The sequence below is a fragment of the Burkholderia sp. MS389 genome (assembly GCF_016899425.1).
GTDB lineage: Bacteria > Pseudomonadota > Gammaproteobacteria > Burkholderiales > Burkholderiaceae > Burkholderia > Burkholderia sola.
The window spans coordinates 1277345-1292195 of sequence record NZ_CP045995.1; the positions used below are offsets into that span (position 1 = coordinate 1277345).

The following is a 14851-nucleotide window of genomic DNA, read 5'->3' on the forward strand; positions in this document are numbered from 1 at the left end:
TTGTATGATGATGCGTACCCGGACGAACGGCTGTCGCGCCCCATGGTGCGCCGCGAGCGGAGACGCACTCCGCCGCCGCTTCCGATCCGGTCGGCCCCGGCGGCTCCGGGGAACAGGAGACACATCATGCCGCAACCCTTCGTGCTGCCCGCCACCGCGGGGCGTACCGACCTGCTCGCGCAGGCGCATGCGCGTTCGACCGCGGTCGGCCTGCGCGCGCACGAGCGTCCCGATTTCGCGCCGCTGTCGCGCGTCGCGCTGCGCGAACTGCTCGACACGAACCACACGCTGTTCTCGCACGCCCGCCCGGTGATGGAGGATCTCCATGCGCAGATCGCCGAGACCCAAAGCCTCGTGCTGCTGACCGACGCCGACGGCGTGATCCTGCACAGCATCGGCGATGCCGACTTCATCGAGAAAGCCAACCGCGTCGCGCTGTGCAACGGCGTGTCGTGGGCCGAAGGCGCACGCGGCACCAACGCGATCGGCACCGCGCTCGCGTCGGGCCAGGCCGTCGTCGTGCACGGTGCCGAACACTTCCTGCGCGCGAACCACATCCTCACCTGCGCGTGCGCGCCGATCGTCGATCCGTTCGGCCGCACGCTCGGCACGCTGGACGTGAGCGGCGACCCGCGCGGCTCCAGCCCGCATACGCTCGCGCTCGTGCGGATGTCCGCGCAGCTGATCGAGAACCACCTGTTCGCGAACCAGTGCGGCGAAGCGCTGCGGCTGCGCTTTCACGCCCACGAGGATTGCGTCGATTCGCTGTTCGCCGGGCTCGTCGCGTTCGGCCCCGACGGCGGGCTGATCGCCGCGAACCGCAGCGCCCAATTCCAGCTCGGCGCGTCGTTCGACGCGCTGCAGCATCAGGCCAGCGACGCGTTGTTCGGCATGCGCTTCGCCCAGCTCGCGCAGCAGGCCGCGCGCGCGCCGGGCGCCACGTTCCGTCTCACGCTGTCGACCGGCGTGCGCGTGCTCGCCCGCTGCGAATTCCCTGAAGCGCAGAAAACGACCGTCGCCGTCACCCCGCCGGCACCGGCCGCACGCGTGCGGGCGCCGGACCCCGATGCGATCACGTTCGCGACGCTCGACACCGGCGACGCGCGCATGGCCGCCGTGCTCGAACGCGTCGCGAAGATCCGCGGGCGCGACCTGCCGCTGCTGATCCTCGGCCAGACCGGCACCGGCAAGGAATGGCTCGCCCGCGCGCTGCACCAGGCGTCGCCGCGCGCGGACGGCCCGTTCGTCGCGGTCAACTGCGCGGCGCTGCCCGATTCGCTGATCGAGGCCGAACTGTTCGGCTATGAGGACGGCGCGTTCACCGGCGCGCGCAAGCGCGGCAGCCCCGGCAAGATCGCGCAGGCCGACGGCGGCACGCTGTTTCTCGACGAAATCGGCGACATGCCGCTCGCGCAGCAGGTTCGGCTGATGCGCGTGCTGCAGGAACGCGCGGTGATGCCGCTCGGCGGCGCACGCGCGGTGCCGGTCGACGTGCGCGTGGTATGCGCGACCCACCGCGACCTGCGCGCGATGATCGCGGACGGCACGTTCCGCGAGGATCTGTTCTACCGGATCAACGGGCTCGCGGTCACGCTGCCGGCGCTCGCCGCACGCACCGACCTGCCGGCGCTCGTCGAGCGGATCCTCGCGCGGCTCGCGCGCAGCGAGCCGATGCCGCGCCGCCTCGCGGCCGACGTGCTCGACGCGTTCGCGCGCCACCGCTGGCCCGGCAACCTGCGGCAGATGACCAACGTGCTGCGCACGGCCGGCATGCTCGCCGAAGACGAAGCCGAGATCACGCTCGCGCATTTGCCCGACGATTTCTGGCTCGACTGCGACGATGCGGCCACTACGTCGGCGGCAGCCATACCGGCCGCATCGATCCCATCGGCCGGCAAACGCGAAGGCACGACGTTGCACAGCCACCAGGCCGCGATGATCGATGCGGTGCTCGCGCGGCATGGCGGCAACGTATCGGCGGCCGCGCGCGAGCTCGGCCTCGCCCGCAACACCGTGTACCGGTATCTGCGGCGGCACTGACGCACGCGGCTGGCGGCCGTCGGCCGCCGGCGGCTTCGGGTATGCTTGGCGCGTTGCCGCCGAACCGCCGCCCGCTTCACTCATGACCGATCCAGAACACCCGCCCGTCGTGCGCATCGAGCCGCTCGGCGCAAGCTTCGACGCACCCGATACGCTGACCGTGCTCGAAGCCGCCGCGTTCGCACGCGTATCGCTGCCGCGCTCGTGCCGCAACGGCACGTGCCGAAGCTGCCTTTGCCGGATCGTCAGCGGCAGCGTACGCTACACGATCGAATGGCCGGGGCTCTCCCGCGACGAAAAAGCCGACGGCTATACGCTGCCGTGCGTGGCCGTCGCGACGTCGGACCTCGTGCTCGACGTGCCCGACGCAGCCATGCTCGACTAGACGCGGCGCGCGGCCGCGCGCGTCGTTCTGCAACGCTCGATCCTGCATGGAGAACATGATGGTCCAGCAAACCGATCGCATCGAAAAACAGACGATGCTCGCCGCGTCGCCCGACCGCGTGTGGGCAGCCGTCAGCAACTCCGGCGAATTCGGCCAGTGGTTCGGCGTGTCGTTCGACGGCCCGTTCGAGGCCGGCCAGTCGCTGTTCGGTCGCATCACGCCGACCCGCGTCGACGACGACGTCGCCAAGGCGCAGGAGCCCTATGCGGGCACCGTGTTCGAAATCGTCGTCGACCGTATCGAACCCAAGCAACTGTTCTCGTTTCGCTGGCATCCGTTCGCGATCGATCCGAATGTCGATTACGCGTCGGAACCGATGACGCTCGTCACGTTCACGCTCGCGGCACAAGCCGGCGGCACGCTGCTCACGGTCACCGAAACGGGTTTCGACCAGTTGATCGAAGCGCGTCGCGCGACGGCGCGCGACATGAACGACCAGGGCTGGGCCGCGCAGATGACACTGATCGCGAAGTATCTGGCGCTGCACGCATAGCGCGCCGCGATGCCGCAGGTGGGTGCCGACCGGCGAACCGACGTGCGTGGCATAATCGCCCGCATCGTCAGTCCACCCGCCGCCGTGCATCGCATGCTGAGTCGTCGCCTCCGGAAGATCGGCAGTCTGATCGGGATGTTCGCCATCCTGATGACGGCGCTCGCGCCGACAATCTCGCAGGCGCTGACCACGCAGGGGCGCGTCGACGCGCTGCTGGCCGGCTACTGTTCGGCCGCGCCGGCCGCCGGCGACCGCTCCGCCGATGCGTCGACGAAAAGCCTGCAGGCCCATCTGCAGGCATGCGGCTACTGCAGCCTGCTTGCCCATACGCCCGCGCTACCCGCTCCCGAACTGACGTTCGCGGCCCGCGTGCACGCGATCGAGCATCGCGCGGCAACCCGCTTCGAAAGCCTGCGCCGCGCGCTGCCGCTCACGGCCGCGCAACCGCGCGCCCCGCCGTTCACGTCCTGATCCGTCGCCATTGCGCGTGATGCCGTCGTGCATCGCGTCGCCCGCGCACGCCGCCCGCGTGCGCGACATGTCACGTTTCGAAGGACGATCATGTCTCACCCTGCTGCGCGCGGCGTCGTGCCGGGTGCGCGGTTGGCCGCCACCGGTTCGGATTGCCGTGCCTGCATTCGCCCGCATGCGAATGCGCGCCCTCGCACGTCCGCGCTAAGCGCCGCCGACATCGATGCCGCTCGCGCAGCCGTCCGTCGAATCCGTCTTTTTCCATCCGATTCGTTACTCGCACACCCAGCCATGAAAACCGCTACTTTCGTTCGCGGCGCACTCGCCGCACTCGGCTTCGTCGCCCTCCACGCCGCGCATGCGCACGCGCTCCCGAAAATGCAGGACCCGGCGCCCAACGCCACGCTGTCGAGCGCGCCGCACGCAGTCACGATCGATTTCGGCGAAGCGCTCGAGCCCGCGTTCAGCTCGATCGCCGTGACCGACAGCCAAGGGCAATCGGTCGTCGACGGGAAGTCGGCCGTCGACGCCGGCAACCGGAAGCGGATGCACGTCGCACTGGCGAGCCTGAAGCCCGGCGCCTATACCGTCGCGTGGATCGCGGTGGCCAGCGACGGCCATCGCACGCACGGCCGCTATGCATTCACGCTGAAGTAACGCACGTCACGCCGGGAATGCGCATCGGCGCCCCGTGCCGACCGCATTCGCATCGATGCCGTCGGCATCGCACCCGATAAGGAGAACAAATGATGAAACGCCCTCTTCCGACTGCCCTGCTCATCGCGCTGGCGCTGCACGCGTCCGCCACCTTCGCCGCGCCGGCCATCCAGGCCGATGCGTGCTGGATCCGCACGATGCCGGCGACGGTGCCGTCGTCCGGCTACTTCACGCTGAAGAACGGCGGCGACGCGCCCGCGACGCTGACCGGTATCGACACGCCCGCCTACGGGATGGCGATGGTGCATGAAACGCAGACGAGCGGCAGCACCGCGAAGATGGTGCACGTCGACTCGGTCGTCGTGCCGGCGCACGGCACGCTGACGTTCAAGCCGAAGAGCTATCACGTGATGCTGGAGGAACCGCGCCAGGCCGTCGCGCCCGGCACGAAGGTGCCGCTCCGGCTGCATTTCGCGGACGGCTCGACCGTGTCCGTGACCTGCGACGCGAAGGCGCCGACCTACGCCGGTCAGTAACGCCGCCGACCTCACGACCGAAGGAGAGGCACATGAAAAACCGCCTGCCGCTGGCCGACCTGATCGTCCGCTACCGGACCCCGCTGAACGTCGCGGTACTGATCGCCTGCGGATTATGGGCCGCGTGGATCGCGTGGATGACGCGGCCTGCCGCCATCGACACGCCGCCGTCGATTCCCGCGTACTGCATGCGCGACGCGCGCTGACGCGCCGCTACCGCACGGTTCCGGCGGTAGCGGTCCGCGCCATTATTGGCGTGCGATCATCGCTTCATCCCGACCGCCGGAACCGCCTTTCGGAGCGCCGCATGTCCATTCAGACCTGGATGCTGTTTGCCGCAGCCTATCTCGCCACGACGCTGTCGCCGGGCCCCAACGTGCTGCTCGTGATTCGCAACACGGTGCGCTACGGCGCGCACGGCACCGCCGCGACGATCGCCGGCAACCTCGTCGCGCAGGGCGTGGTCGTGCTGCTGGTCGCGCTCGGCGTCGGCGCGGTGCTGGCGGCGATGCCGCCGCTGTTCGTCGCGATGAAGGTGATCGGCGCAGCGTACCTGATGGTTCTGGGGGTCCGGCAGTTGCGCGGCGACCGCCAGGCCGGCGTCGCATCGAGCGGCGCGGTGGAACTCGCCGTGCCCGATCGCCGGAAGCTGTTCCGCGAAGCGCTGTTCGTGTCGGGCAGCAATCCGAAGACGATGATCTTCCTGTCCGCGTTCATGCCGCAGTTCGTCGTGCACGATCGCCCGCTCGCGCTACAGTTCGTCGTGATGTACGCGACGATCGCGTGCACGGTCGTGGTCGTTCACAGCGTCTATTCGGCCGGCGTGCGCCGCCTGCATCGCGGCGTCGGCATGAGCCGCGCGGTGCGCGCGCTCAAGCGTGCGAGCGGGTTGCTGTTCGTCGGGCTCGGTATCAAACTGCTGACCGCGCGGCAGGCGTAAGCCGCCCCCATCAGCCCATGCGAGCGGCCAGCGCGGCCGTGATCTCGTCGAACGACGGCCGCGCGTCGACGTCCTCGTTCATGCACGCCGCCGCCAGCGCATCGAGCGCGCCGGCGTGCGGTTCGCAGCGCTCGAGCAATTCGCCGAGCAGATAGCCGAACGCGCGCACTTCGAGCCGCTCGAACCTCGCGCCGCGCGTGCGCTCGTTCACGTCGTACAGCGACGCCGCCCCGAAATCGCCGAGCAACGCGCCGCCTGCGCCGTCGTGCAGGATGTTGTGCGCATACAGGTCGCCATGCATGATGCCGCGCGCATGCAGATGGGCGGCGACCGACGCGATGCCGTGCGCGATCCGCAACGCGTGCGCCGGATCGAATTTGGTATCGGCGACATAGACGTCGCGCGTGCAGGACGCGAAGCTCGGTGGCCCGGCGAGGTTCGTCAGCGCAGGATCGACCTGCTCCATCACGAGGCCGTGCGTGCCGTCCGGATGCCCGCGCACCTTGCCGATCACCGGGATCAGGTACGGGTAGCGGCCGGCATGCAGGCATGCGGCCATTTCGCAATCGGGCAGGCCGTCGCTCGTCACCGCGCCCTTGAACAGCTTGAGCGCGACCGTCCGCGGCGGATGGCCGTCCGCCCGCCATTGCGCGCGATAAATGACACCCGACGCGCCCTCGCCCAGTTTCCGTTCACATGACAGCGCGGCCCAGTCGATCTCCGCGACGTCCGACCCGGCGGACGCCGCGGCCTCCGGCGCCGCGCCGAACGGATTGCCGGCCACGGCGAGCCACGCGAGACGCGGCAGACGCAGCAGCCAGTCCGGCAACGCGGGCAGCCGGTTCGCCGACAGGCGCACCAGCTCCAGCGCGCGGCATGCGGCCATTTCCGCGGGCAGCGCCCGCAGCCGATTGCCGGCCAGCATGAGCTTCTGCAACCGCGCGCAGTCGCCGATGTCGGCCGGCAGTTCGTCGATCGCATTGTCGGTCAGGATCAGCCAGCGCAGCGCACGCGGCAGCGCGCCGCGCGGCACCGTGCGGATCCGGTTCGCCTTGAAGCCGATCATGTCGAGTCGTTCGCACGCGCCGAGCACGTCGGGGAACGCGGTGAAGCGGTTGCCCGACGCGAACAGGATGCGCAGGCGATGCAGCCGCGGCAGATCGTCGGGCAACGCGGACAGCGCATTGCCGGTCAGGTCGAGCACTTCGAGCGTGTCGGCCAGATCGAAGATCTCGCGCGGAAATTCGGTCAGTCCGCACGCGAGCTTCAGTTGCCGCGCGCCCGACAGTTGGCCGGCCTGCAGTTGTTCGAGGGTGTGGGTCACGGGGAGAAAACGGGGGGCGGTTGCGGGGACCCGTCGGGTCGATCGGACGAATTCTACCGGGATCGACGAGGTGCCCGTACACGACCTTGTCATCCCCCCTTCACAAATGCGAAATGTGACGTTAGAATTGCGCCCCTTGCAGTGCCGACGTGGTGAAATTGGTAGACACGCTATCTTGAGGGGGTAGTGGCGAAAGCTGTGCGAGTTCGAGTCTCGCCGTCGGCACCAGATGCGCTTTCCTCGCATTCCCGCATTTCAGAAACCCGCGACAGCAGATGGCTTCGCGGGTTTTTTGTTGCCCGCTACGCGAGCAGCAGAAAATTCCGCACCACCGCGGACGGCTCGTCGCAGCGCGACGCAATGGCCAGCCTCGCGCGAAACCGGTTGCCCGCGAACGGCCGGTATACGACCCCGGGAACCTGCACCTGCGTAATTGCCTTCGGCACGACCGACACGCCGAGGCCCGCCGCCACCAGCGTCACCGCGGACGCGATCTGCGGCGCCGGTTGCGCCATGCGCGGCTCGAACCCGGCGGCCTTGCACGCGGCGACGATATCGTCGAACAGCGCGCCGCCGGCCGCGCGCGGCACCTGCACGAACGACTCGTCGGCCAGCTCCGCCAGCTCGATGCGCCGGCGCTGCGCCAGCCGATGCGCGACGGGCAGCGCGACGAACATCGGCTCCTCGTCCCAGTCGGCTACCCGCAGCGTCGCGGCCACGCGGCGCTCGGGCCGCACGATCGCGACGTCGAGGCGCCCGGCCTCCAGCGCCTCCAGCAGCACACCCGACGTCGCTTCCTGCAACGTCAGTTCCGCATCCGGAAACGCCTCGCGAAAGCGGCGAATCAGATCCGACACCTTCGGATTGAACGCGGCCGTCCCGGTGAAGCCAACCCGCAAATGGCCGGTTTCCCCGCGCGCGGCGCGTCTCGCCGCCCGTGCCGCGCGCTCGGCATCGTCGAGCACGCGTCGCGCCTCTTCCGCGAAAACCTCGCCCGCCAGCGTCAGCTCGGCGCCGCGCGCGGTCCGCTTGAACAGCTCCACGCCGAGCTCGTTCTCCAGCGCCTTGATCTGCTGGCTCAATGGCGGCTGGCCGATGCCGAGCGTTTCGGCGGCCTTCGTGAAATTCGATGCGGCCGCGACGGCCAGAAAGTAGCGGAGATGCCGGAGTTCCATGCGTGACGTGACCTCGCGGGGTGAGTCGGGTTGGCGCGTGAGCCAGTGTTAAAACATATTGCTGCGGTTCATTTCATATATTGGACATATACATGACCGTGCGCAAGAATTCGTGTATTCCGTCGCACATCGAGTGCCCTCATGTCCTCCGCTTCGATTTCCCGCTCCATGCCCGGTACACAACCGTCCGCGCCCGATGCGCTGCCGGCCGGCGTGTCCCCGCGCTCGGCCGCGTACAAGCGCATCGCGTTCGCGCTGTTCCTCGCCGGCTTTTCTACCTTCTCGCTGCTGTACTGCGTGCAGCCGCTGCTTCCCGCGTTCGCCCGCGAATTCAACGTCGGTGCGACGTCGAGTTCGCTGTCGCTATCGCTGTCGACCGGGATGCTCGCGGTGTCGATCCTGTGCGCCGGCGCGCTATCCGAACGGGTCGGGCGGCGCGGGCTGATGTTCGTGTCGATGACGCTGGCCGCGCTGTTCAATCTGCTCGCCGCGCTGTCGCCGAACTGGCACCTGCTGCTCGTCTGCCGTGCGCTCGAAGGCTTCGCGCTGGGCGGCGTGCCGGCGGTGGCGATGGCCTATCTCGCGGAAGAAATCGCCGCGGACGGGCTCGGCTTCTCGATGGGGCTCTATGTCGGCGGCACCGCGTTCGGCGGCATGATCGGACGGATCGGGATGAGCGCGCTCGAGGAGCACTTCTCGTGGCGCACGGCGATGCTGTCGATCGGCGTCGTCGATCTGCTCGCGGCGCTCGCGTTCGTGATGCTGCTGCCGGCGTCGCGACGCTTCGTGAAGCGCACCGACCTGACGCTGCGTCACCACCTGCGGCTGTGGCACGCGCAATTGCGTCACGCACGCCTGCCGTTCGTGTTCGCGATCGGCTTCCTCGTGATGGGCGCGTTCGTGACGATCTACAACTACGCCGGGTTCCGGCTCATGGCGGCGCCGTTCAACCTGAGCCCGACCGCCTGCGGGCTGATCTTCGGGGCCTATCTGTTCGGGATGGTGTCGTCGTCGAGCGCCGGCGCGCTCGCCGATCGTCTCGGGCGGGCGCCGGTCCTCGTCAGCGGCATCGTCGTGTTCGCGGCGGGCCTCGCGCTGACGCTGTCGCACTCGCTCGTCGCGATCGTCGTCGGCATCGTGCTCGTGACGATCGGCTTCTTCGTCGCGCACTCGGTCGCGAGCGGCTGGGTCGGCGCGCTCGCGGGCGCCGCGAAAGGGCATGCGGCGTCGCTGTATCTGCTCGCCTACTATGTCGGGTCGAGCGTGCTCGGCTCGGTCGGCGGCACATTCTGGCAACGCGGCGCGTGGACGAGCGTCGCCGCGTATGTCGCGGTGCTGCTCGCCGTCGCATTGCTGGCCGCGCGGCGGTTGAGCCGTGCTTGAGCGGCGCGTGAACCGTGCATGATGCGACGCGGTTCGGCGCGACGCGCGGCCCGCACCACGCACCGCGCGCCGGCCGCGCAACCATCACGACACCAGCGCATCGTCCCCCTTCACCGCATACGCCGCCTCGCGCCGCCGCAGCGTCATCGCGATCAGCGCCGCCAGCACCGCGAGCGCGACGCCCGTGAGAAACCCGCCGGTATAACCCACCTTCGCGGTCAGCGACAGAATCGTCGACGACGCAATCAGCTCGCCGAGATCGCGCGTGCTCTGCACGGCCGTCACGTCGGTGCCGGCCTGATCGCTGCCGCCCGCGAAGCGCATGCCGGCCGTCATGATCGACACCGACGTGATGCCGGTCGCCAGCGAGCCGAGCACCGTGCACAGCCACGCCCACGACGGCGACACCGGCAGCCACCCGCTCGCCTGCGCGAACCACAGCAGCGCCGCCGCGCCCGCGCAGCTCACGCCGGCCGTAAACGCGCGCCACAGGCCGAGCGCCCTCACGAGCCACGCGCCGCCGCCGCACCCGAGCACGACCGTCACGACGCCGCCCGCCATCCCGAGCGTGCCGATCGCATCGAGCGACCAGCCCGCGTCGTTGAGGAACAGCTTCGACAGGCCGAAGCCCGATACGGCGGTCATCGCCGACAGCAGCGCGAGCGACAGCAGCGACCACGAACGCGGCCGCTTCGCGAAACGCACGAGGCTCGCCTCATGTTCGGGCCGGGCGCGCGCGCGATCCGCGTCGCGCGGCAACACCCCCAGCACGCAGACGAGGCTCGCGAGCGGCACGGCCGCCAGCGCAAGAAACGCGGTGGGCTGGCCGAACATGCCGATCAGCGTCAACGTGCCGGCGCCGCCGCCGAAGAAGCCGATCATCACGCCCGCGATCTGGATCGCGTTGATCTTCGCGAGCGTGTCGCCGCTGAAATGCTCGGCGGCCATCCCGTCGTTCGCGATGTCCTGCGTCGCGCTCGCGAGCGACGCGACGGCCAGCAGCCCGACCGCCCAGCTCGCCGTCGCGACCGTCATCCCGATCTGCGCGAGGCAGACGAGACACAGCACGACGATCGTCTGCATCGGCAGCATCCAGCTGCGCCGCCGGCCGATGCGGGGCGACCAGCGATTGTCGACGACGGGCGCCCACAGGAATTTCACGACCCACGGCAACCCGACGAGCGGCAGGAACGCGAGCGCATGAAGCGGCGCGCCGTCGTGGCGCAGCAGCGTCGGCATCGCGTCCATCGCGATGCCGATCGGGATGCCCTGTGACAGGTAAAGCAGCGTGATCGTGACGACCAGGCGGCGATGTTCGAACAGATCGCGCATCGAAGTCTCCAGTTGAATGAGGTTAAAAAGGTTCGGCGCAGGCCGGCACGCGCGCGGCCAGCATCGCGTCGCGCCGCGGACGGCGCGCTGCCCGCAGCAGCAACGCGCCGAAGGCGACGAGCGCCGCGTCGATCGGCCAGTACACGGGTCTGCCCGCGCCCAGCAGCGCGATCGCGCAATGGGTCGCGCCGGCCAGCGCGTACGCGACGCCGGCCGCACGCATCAGCACGCGCAGCCATGCCGCGCGATCGGCGACACAGGCGGCGAGCGCAATCGCGCCGCCCCACACGACCCAGAACAGCAGCGCGAGCGCATGGTCGACGTGCACGCCATCGGGCAACGCACGACCGGCGAACAGCAGCACGCCGCCCGCGAGCACGAGCCCGCCGCACACGCCGACCGCGGCGGCGGCCAGCAGGTCCGCCGCACGATCGCGCTGCGCGCGCCGCCGCTCGATCCACAGATGCAGCCCCGTCGCGCACAACGCACAGGCGGCGAGCCCCATCAGGAAATGCAGCACGCGCAGCACGCCGCCGGCCGCGCCAACCCAGCCGTATTGCGCGAAATGCAGCGGCTGCACCGCGATGAACGCGCGCAGCCAGAAGCCGCGGCCGCGCGACGTCGCATCGGCGAGCCATTGCCCGTCCGCCGCGCGATACAGGTGGCGTTCGAACACGGCCGTGCTCGGCAGGCCCGCGGTCGTGCCGGCAATCTCGACGCGCGCGTTCACGTCGCCCCAGCGCTGCAACGCGACGGCTTCGGGCCGGAAATCCGGCCTGCGCGCCGCATCGCGCCGCAGCAGTGCATCGAGATCGGGCGCATGCCGCCACGGACCGCCGGCCTCGACGGGCAGCGACCCGCCGAGCAGTTCGGCGAACGCACGCTGCGGTTGCCCCGGATACGCGACGCCCGCGAGCGCCACCGTGCCGAGCGCACCGAGCCCCGACAACGCGCCGGTGAACGCGAACAGCACGAGCCACGGCGTACCCCACAGGCCGATCCACGCGTGCAGGTCGAACAGCGCGATGCGCAAGCCGTGGCCGCGCCGGATGCGCGCTGCGTCGGGCCAGCGCTTGCGATGCACGACGACGCCCGCGACGATGAGCACGAGCAGCACGATGCCCCACAGGCTGACGAAGATGCGCCCGGGGAAGCCGGCGAACAACGTCTTGTGCAGCGTGACGATCGACGTCGCCCGCGCGGCATCGGGCAGCGGCGCGCCGGTCGCCGGATCGAGCGCGAGCGTGCAGGTCTGGCGCGCATCGCAGAAACGGATGGCCGGATCGTCCGGCCTCGGCAGCACGATGCGCGCATCGCGCAACGCGACCCCGAGCGACGCCGCACGCGCGACGAGCGCATCGAGCGGCAACGTCGGTCGCGCGACGGCGAGCGCCGGCGGCCGCCACCAGCCCTGCATCGAATCGAACGCGAGACTCCACGCGCCGCTGAACAGCACGACGAACAGCACCACGCCGAACAGCGCGCCGGCGCCGCGATGCAGCGCGCGCCAGCGCGAACGCGACGATGCGTCCATGTCAGCGCCCTCCCCACAACATCGCGCACGGCACGAGCACCGCGAGCCACGCACCCGCGCGCCAGGCGGCCTGCCGACGGCCGGGCGCGACGAGCACCCACAGCAGCGCGGCGACACTCGCCGCGAGCGTCAGCAGCACGGCCGCATAGAGCCGGTTCAGGCCGTCGGCCGGGTAATGACGGGCCAGCGTGATCGCGAGCGCGACCGCCCCCGGCAGCACGCCGCCGATCGCGATCGCCGCTCGCGCACCCCAGCCGGACGCCATCAGAATTGGCCGCGCACGGTCAGCATCACGTTGCGCGGTTCCCCGTAACGGTTGTTCCAGCCCGGCTGGCCCAGGCTCAGGTAGTAATGGCGGTCGAACAGGTTGTTGACGTTGAGCGCGGCGCTCCAGTGCTTGTCGTAGCGGTAGCCGAGCCGCACGCTCGCGAGCGCGTAGCCGCCCTGAGTCATCGTGACGCCGTTCGCCTGCGCCGAGTAGCTGCTCTGCACCTGCACGCCGCCGCCGATGCTCCAGCGCCGCGCCTGCCACGGCAGGTCGTAGTTGGTCCACAGCCGGAACAGGTGGCGCGGGTTCAGCAGCGGCGCGAACGTGCCCGCGTTGGCGAGATTGTCCGCATAACGCATCGTGTCGTACGTGTAGCTCGCCCACACGCTCCACCACGGCGTGATGCGGCCGTTCGCCTCGAACTCGAAGCCCTGGCTGCGCACGCTGCCGCCGTTCACGTAGTAGCAGTTCGGCCCCGCGCACGGATGCGCGAGATCGACCTGCGGGTTGTTGTCGAGATCGATGCGAAACGCCGCGAGCGACACGTTCAGCTTGCCGCCCGCCAGTTCGCCCTTCACGCCGGTTTCATAGGTGCGCCCCTTCACCGGCGTCAGGATGCCGCCGCCCCACATCGACTTGGTCTGCGGCTGGAACACCTCCGCATAGCTCGCGTACCACGACCAGTCGCGCGCGAAATCCCAGATCAGCCCGCCGTACGGCGTGAACTGGTGGCCGGTGTTGTAGTGCGCGCCGAGGCTGTCCTGGTTCCACCAGCTCATCCGGCCGCCGAGCACGAGCGTCAGCGGCTCCGCAAGCTTGATGCGGCCGAGCCCGTATACGCCCTTCTGCGAAATGTCGTTCTGCTGCGACTGCTGGTACGGCCCGACGCCGGGCTCGGGCACGCTGCTCGGGTTCCAGCGGTACACGTTCACCGGCGTGCCGGCCACGTCGCCGAGCAGCGGCGCGGTCAGCTGTCCGCTGCTGCTGTTCGCGTAGGTGAGACCGAACAGCAGGTCGTGCGTGAGCCCGAACGCATGCACCGGACCCTGCACGTTCGCATCGACGCTGCGGCTGTAGCTGCTGAACTGATACGCGGCGCCGGTCAGTCGGCCGCCGGCGCCCGTCGCCGGATCGATCGCGCCGAACGAACCCGCGTACTTCAGGTCCGAGCGCACGCTCTGGTATTCGCCGCTGACCTTCGCCTTCCAGCCGGCGCCGAGCTTCTGCTCGACCGATGCGAACGCGCGCGTCGTATCCCAGTTGAAACGGCCCCACGCGGTGTCGAGGAACGTCGAGCGCGACAGGCCGAGGCTCGATCCGTCGCGCGCCATCGGCACGCCGGACATGTCGGGCACCGACGACGTCGTCTGGTACTGCGCGCCGAACGTGAGCAGCGTGTCGCGCGTCACGTCGACTTCCGTGACGCCGTAGATCGAACGCGTGTCCTGCTTCGCATGGTCGTAGAAGAAGTGGCGATCCTCGTACGCGGCGACGAGCCGGCTGCGCACCGTGCCGGCCGCATTGAGCGGGCCGCCGATGTCGGCTTCCGCGCGATAGCGGTCCCAGCTGCCCACGCTTGCGGTCGCATGCGCGGAGAACTGGTATTGCGGACGCTTGCGCACGAGGTTGACGGTCGCGGCCGGATTGCCCGAGCCGTGCAGCAGCCCGTTCGCACCGCGCAGGATTTCCACGCGTTCGTACACCGAGATGTCCTGCGGCGCGCTCGCCATGTCGCCGATCACGACCGGCACGCCGTCGAACTCGAACGAATCGACCTTGAAGCCGCGCACGAAGTACGCGGTGGTGAGCAGCACGTAAGGCTGCACGGTCACGCCGGCCGACTGCTGCATCACCTCGTCGAGCGAGAACAGGTTCTGCTGGTCGATCCGCTCGCGCGTCGTCACGCTGACCGACTGCGGAATCTCGCGCAGCGCGAGCGGCATCTTGCCGACCGTCGCCACCGACGGATCGTCGGCCACACCCCGCGACGCATTCACCGCAATCGCCTTCAACTCGCCTTCGGCAGGCTGCGCGGCGGCCGCCTCTTCCTTCCGGACTTCCGCGCCGCCCGCCCGCGCCGCATCGGCGAACGCCGCCGCCGGATGCGCGGCAATCAGCAGGCCGAGATACAGCGACGGACGCCAGCGCCCGAAACGGACGACGCGTGCGCCCCTCATCATCGATCTCTCTGGTTCTCGTACCGCGTACCGCATTCCCGCCCCCGTATTTGATAATCATTCTCATTATCAATTG

The 14851-nt window shown here is 69.6% G+C and carries 15 protein-coding genes and 1 tRNA gene; 10 read left to right on the top strand and 6 right to left on the bottom strand.

Translation table 11 applies throughout. From position 1 onward, the window contains the following. The first annotated feature begins 126 nt into the window (after positions 1-126). The 8 genes from GJG85_RS22140 (at position 127) to GJG85_RS22175 (ending at position 5582) form a co-directional block, all read left to right on the top strand. Entirely contained in the window at positions 127-2040 is a 1914-nt protein-coding gene (locus tag GJG85_RS22140) for a sigma-54-dependent Fis family transcriptional regulator (RefSeq protein ID WP_050012377.1), read from the top strand. Between the two features lie 82 nt (positions 2041-2122). Next, positions 2123-2425, top strand: coding sequence for a 2Fe-2S iron-sulfur cluster-binding protein (locus GJG85_RS22145; RefSeq protein WP_050012376.1), 303 nt, complete (start codon positions 2123-2125; stop codon positions 2423-2425). Between the two features lie 58 nt (positions 2426-2483). Further along, complete coding sequence (locus GJG85_RS22150; protein ID WP_089489784.1) at positions 2484-2978, top strand: SRPBCC family protein; 495 nt, start codon at positions 2484-2486, stop codon at positions 2976-2978. A 93-nt stretch (positions 2979-3071) separates the two neighbouring features. Continuing rightward, complete coding sequence (locus GJG85_RS22155; protein ID WP_050012451.1) at positions 3072-3449, top strand: DUF2946 domain-containing protein; 378 nt, start codon at positions 3072-3074, stop codon at positions 3447-3449. 291 nt (positions 3450-3740) lie between these two features. Further along, on the top strand, positions 3741-4106 hold the full coding sequence (locus GJG85_RS22160) for a copper resistance CopC family protein (protein ID WP_050012375.1): 366 nt from the start codon (positions 3741-3743) through the stop codon (positions 4104-4106). 92 nt (positions 4107-4198) lie between these two features. Further along, positions 4199-4642: a copper chaperone PCu(A)C gene (locus GJG85_RS22165; protein ID WP_050012450.1), complete on the top strand. Its 444-nt coding sequence runs from the start codon at positions 4199-4201 to the stop codon at positions 4640-4642. 32 nt (positions 4643-4674) lie between these two features. After that, positions 4675-4848 carry a hypothetical protein gene (locus GJG85_RS22170; protein WP_165948044.1) on the top strand — a complete coding sequence of 58 codons (174 nt, stop codon included), beginning with the start codon at positions 4675-4677 and terminating at the stop codon, positions 4846-4848. Between the two features lie 101 nt (positions 4849-4949). Continuing rightward, positions 4950-5582 (top strand): LysE family translocator, encoded by a 633-nt coding sequence (locus tag GJG85_RS22175; protein WP_089489599.1) that lies wholly within the window; start codon positions 4950-4952, stop codon positions 5580-5582. 10 nt (positions 5583-5592) lie between these two features. Here the strand turns inward: GJG85_RS22175 and GJG85_RS22180 are convergent, their stop codons facing one another. Beyond that, on the bottom strand, positions 5593-6906 hold the full coding sequence (locus GJG85_RS22180) for a leucine-rich repeat-containing protein kinase family protein (protein WP_089489600.1): 1314 nt from the start codon (positions 6904-6906) through the stop codon (positions 5593-5595). A gap of 143 nt (positions 6907-7049) precedes the next feature. Here GJG85_RS22180 and GJG85_RS22185 point away from each other — a divergent pair. Continuing rightward, positions 7050-7134: transfer RNA gene (locus tag GJG85_RS22185), tRNA-Leu, on the top strand. Positions 7135-7208: 74 nt separating this feature from the next. Here the strand turns inward: GJG85_RS22185 and GJG85_RS22190 are convergent. After that, complete coding sequence (locus GJG85_RS22190; protein ID WP_050012372.1) at positions 7209-8081, bottom strand: LysR family transcriptional regulator; 873 nt, start codon at positions 8079-8081, stop codon at positions 7209-7211. Between the two features lie 141 nt (positions 8082-8222). Between GJG85_RS22190 and GJG85_RS22195 the strand changes: the two genes are divergently transcribed. Continuing rightward, positions 8223-9464: an MFS transporter gene (locus GJG85_RS22195; RefSeq protein WP_204384412.1), complete on the top strand. Its 1242-nt coding sequence runs from the start codon at positions 8223-8225 to the stop codon at positions 9462-9464. A gap of 84 nt (positions 9465-9548) precedes the next feature. Here GJG85_RS22195 and GJG85_RS22200 read toward each other — a convergent pair whose 3' ends face one another. From GJG85_RS22200 to GJG85_RS22215, 4 genes are read right to left on the bottom strand one after another with little or no spacing between them, the layout of a single operon-like run. Beyond that, a complete protein-coding gene (locus tag GJG85_RS22200; RefSeq protein ID WP_050012370.1) occupies positions 9549-10796 on the bottom strand; it encodes a RhtX/FptX family siderophore transporter in 1248 nt (415 codons plus the stop codon). A gap of 22 nt (positions 10797-10818) precedes the next feature. Continuing rightward, positions 10819-12330: a PepSY-associated TM helix domain-containing protein gene (locus GJG85_RS22205; protein ID WP_050012369.1), complete on the bottom strand. Its 1512-nt coding sequence runs from the start codon at positions 12328-12330 to the stop codon at positions 10819-10821. Position 12331: 1 nt separating this feature from the next. After that, complete coding sequence (locus tag GJG85_RS22210; protein ID WP_050012368.1) at positions 12332-12595, bottom strand: hypothetical protein; 264 nt, start codon at positions 12593-12595, stop codon at positions 12332-12334. Beyond that, positions 12595-14811, bottom strand: a complete 2217-nt coding sequence (locus GJG85_RS22215) for a TonB-dependent siderophore receptor (RefSeq protein ID WP_089489604.1) — start codon at positions 14809-14811, stop codon at positions 12595-12597. Before GJG85_RS22215 ends, GJG85_RS22210 begins: the two co-directional genes overlap by 1 nt. Positions 14812-14851 lie beyond the last annotated feature (40 nt).

Bases quoted from the DNA above. Each gene is read 5' to 3' on its own strand.
- GJG85_RS22150 (WP_089489784.1), top strand. From the start codon at position 2,484: ATGGTCCAGCAAACCGATCGCATCGAAAAACAGACGATGCTCGCCGCG.
- GJG85_RS22195 (WP_204384412.1), top strand. From the start codon at position 8,223: ATGTCCTCCGCTTCGATTTCCCGCTCCATGCCCGGTACACAACCGTCC.
- GJG85_RS22160 (WP_050012375.1), top strand. From the start codon at position 3,741: ATGAAAACCGCTACTTTCGTTCGCGGCGCACTCGCCGCACTCGGCTTC.
- GJG85_RS22145 (WP_050012376.1), top strand. From the start codon at position 2,123: ATGACCGATCCAGAACACCCGCCCGTCGTGCGCATCGAGCCGCTCGGC.
- GJG85_RS22155 (WP_050012451.1), top strand. From the start codon at position 3,072: ATGCTGAGTCGTCGCCTCCGGAAGATCGGCAGTCTGATCGGGATGTTC.
- GJG85_RS22205 (WP_050012369.1), bottom strand. From the start codon at position 12,330: ATGGACGCATCGTCGCGTTCGCGCTGGCGCGCGCTGCATCGCGGCGCC.
- GJG85_RS22170 (WP_165948044.1), top strand. From the start codon at position 4,675: ATGAAAAACCGCCTGCCGCTGGCCGACCTGATCGTCCGCTACCGGACC.
- GJG85_RS22210 (WP_050012368.1), bottom strand. From the start codon at position 12,595: ATGGCGTCCGGCTGGGGTGCGCGAGCGGCGATCGCGATCGGCGGCGTG.
- GJG85_RS22175 (WP_089489599.1), top strand. From the start codon at position 4,950: ATGTCCATTCAGACCTGGATGCTGTTTGCCGCAGCCTATCTCGCCACG.
- GJG85_RS22200 (WP_050012370.1), bottom strand. From the start codon at position 10,796: ATGCGCGATCTGTTCGAACATCGCCGCCTGGTCGTCACGATCACGCTG.
- GJG85_RS22190 (WP_050012372.1), bottom strand. From the start codon at position 8,081: ATGGAACTCCGGCATCTCCGCTACTTTCTGGCCGTCGCGGCCGCATCG.
- GJG85_RS22140 (WP_050012377.1), top strand. From the start codon at position 127: ATGCCGCAACCCTTCGTGCTGCCCGCCACCGCGGGGCGTACCGACCTG.
- GJG85_RS22215 (WP_089489604.1), bottom strand. From the start codon at position 14,811: ATGCGGTACGCGGTACGAGAACCAGAGAGATCGATGATGAGGGGCGCA.
- GJG85_RS22165 (WP_050012450.1), top strand. From the start codon at position 4,199: ATGAAACGCCCTCTTCCGACTGCCCTGCTCATCGCGCTGGCGCTGCAC.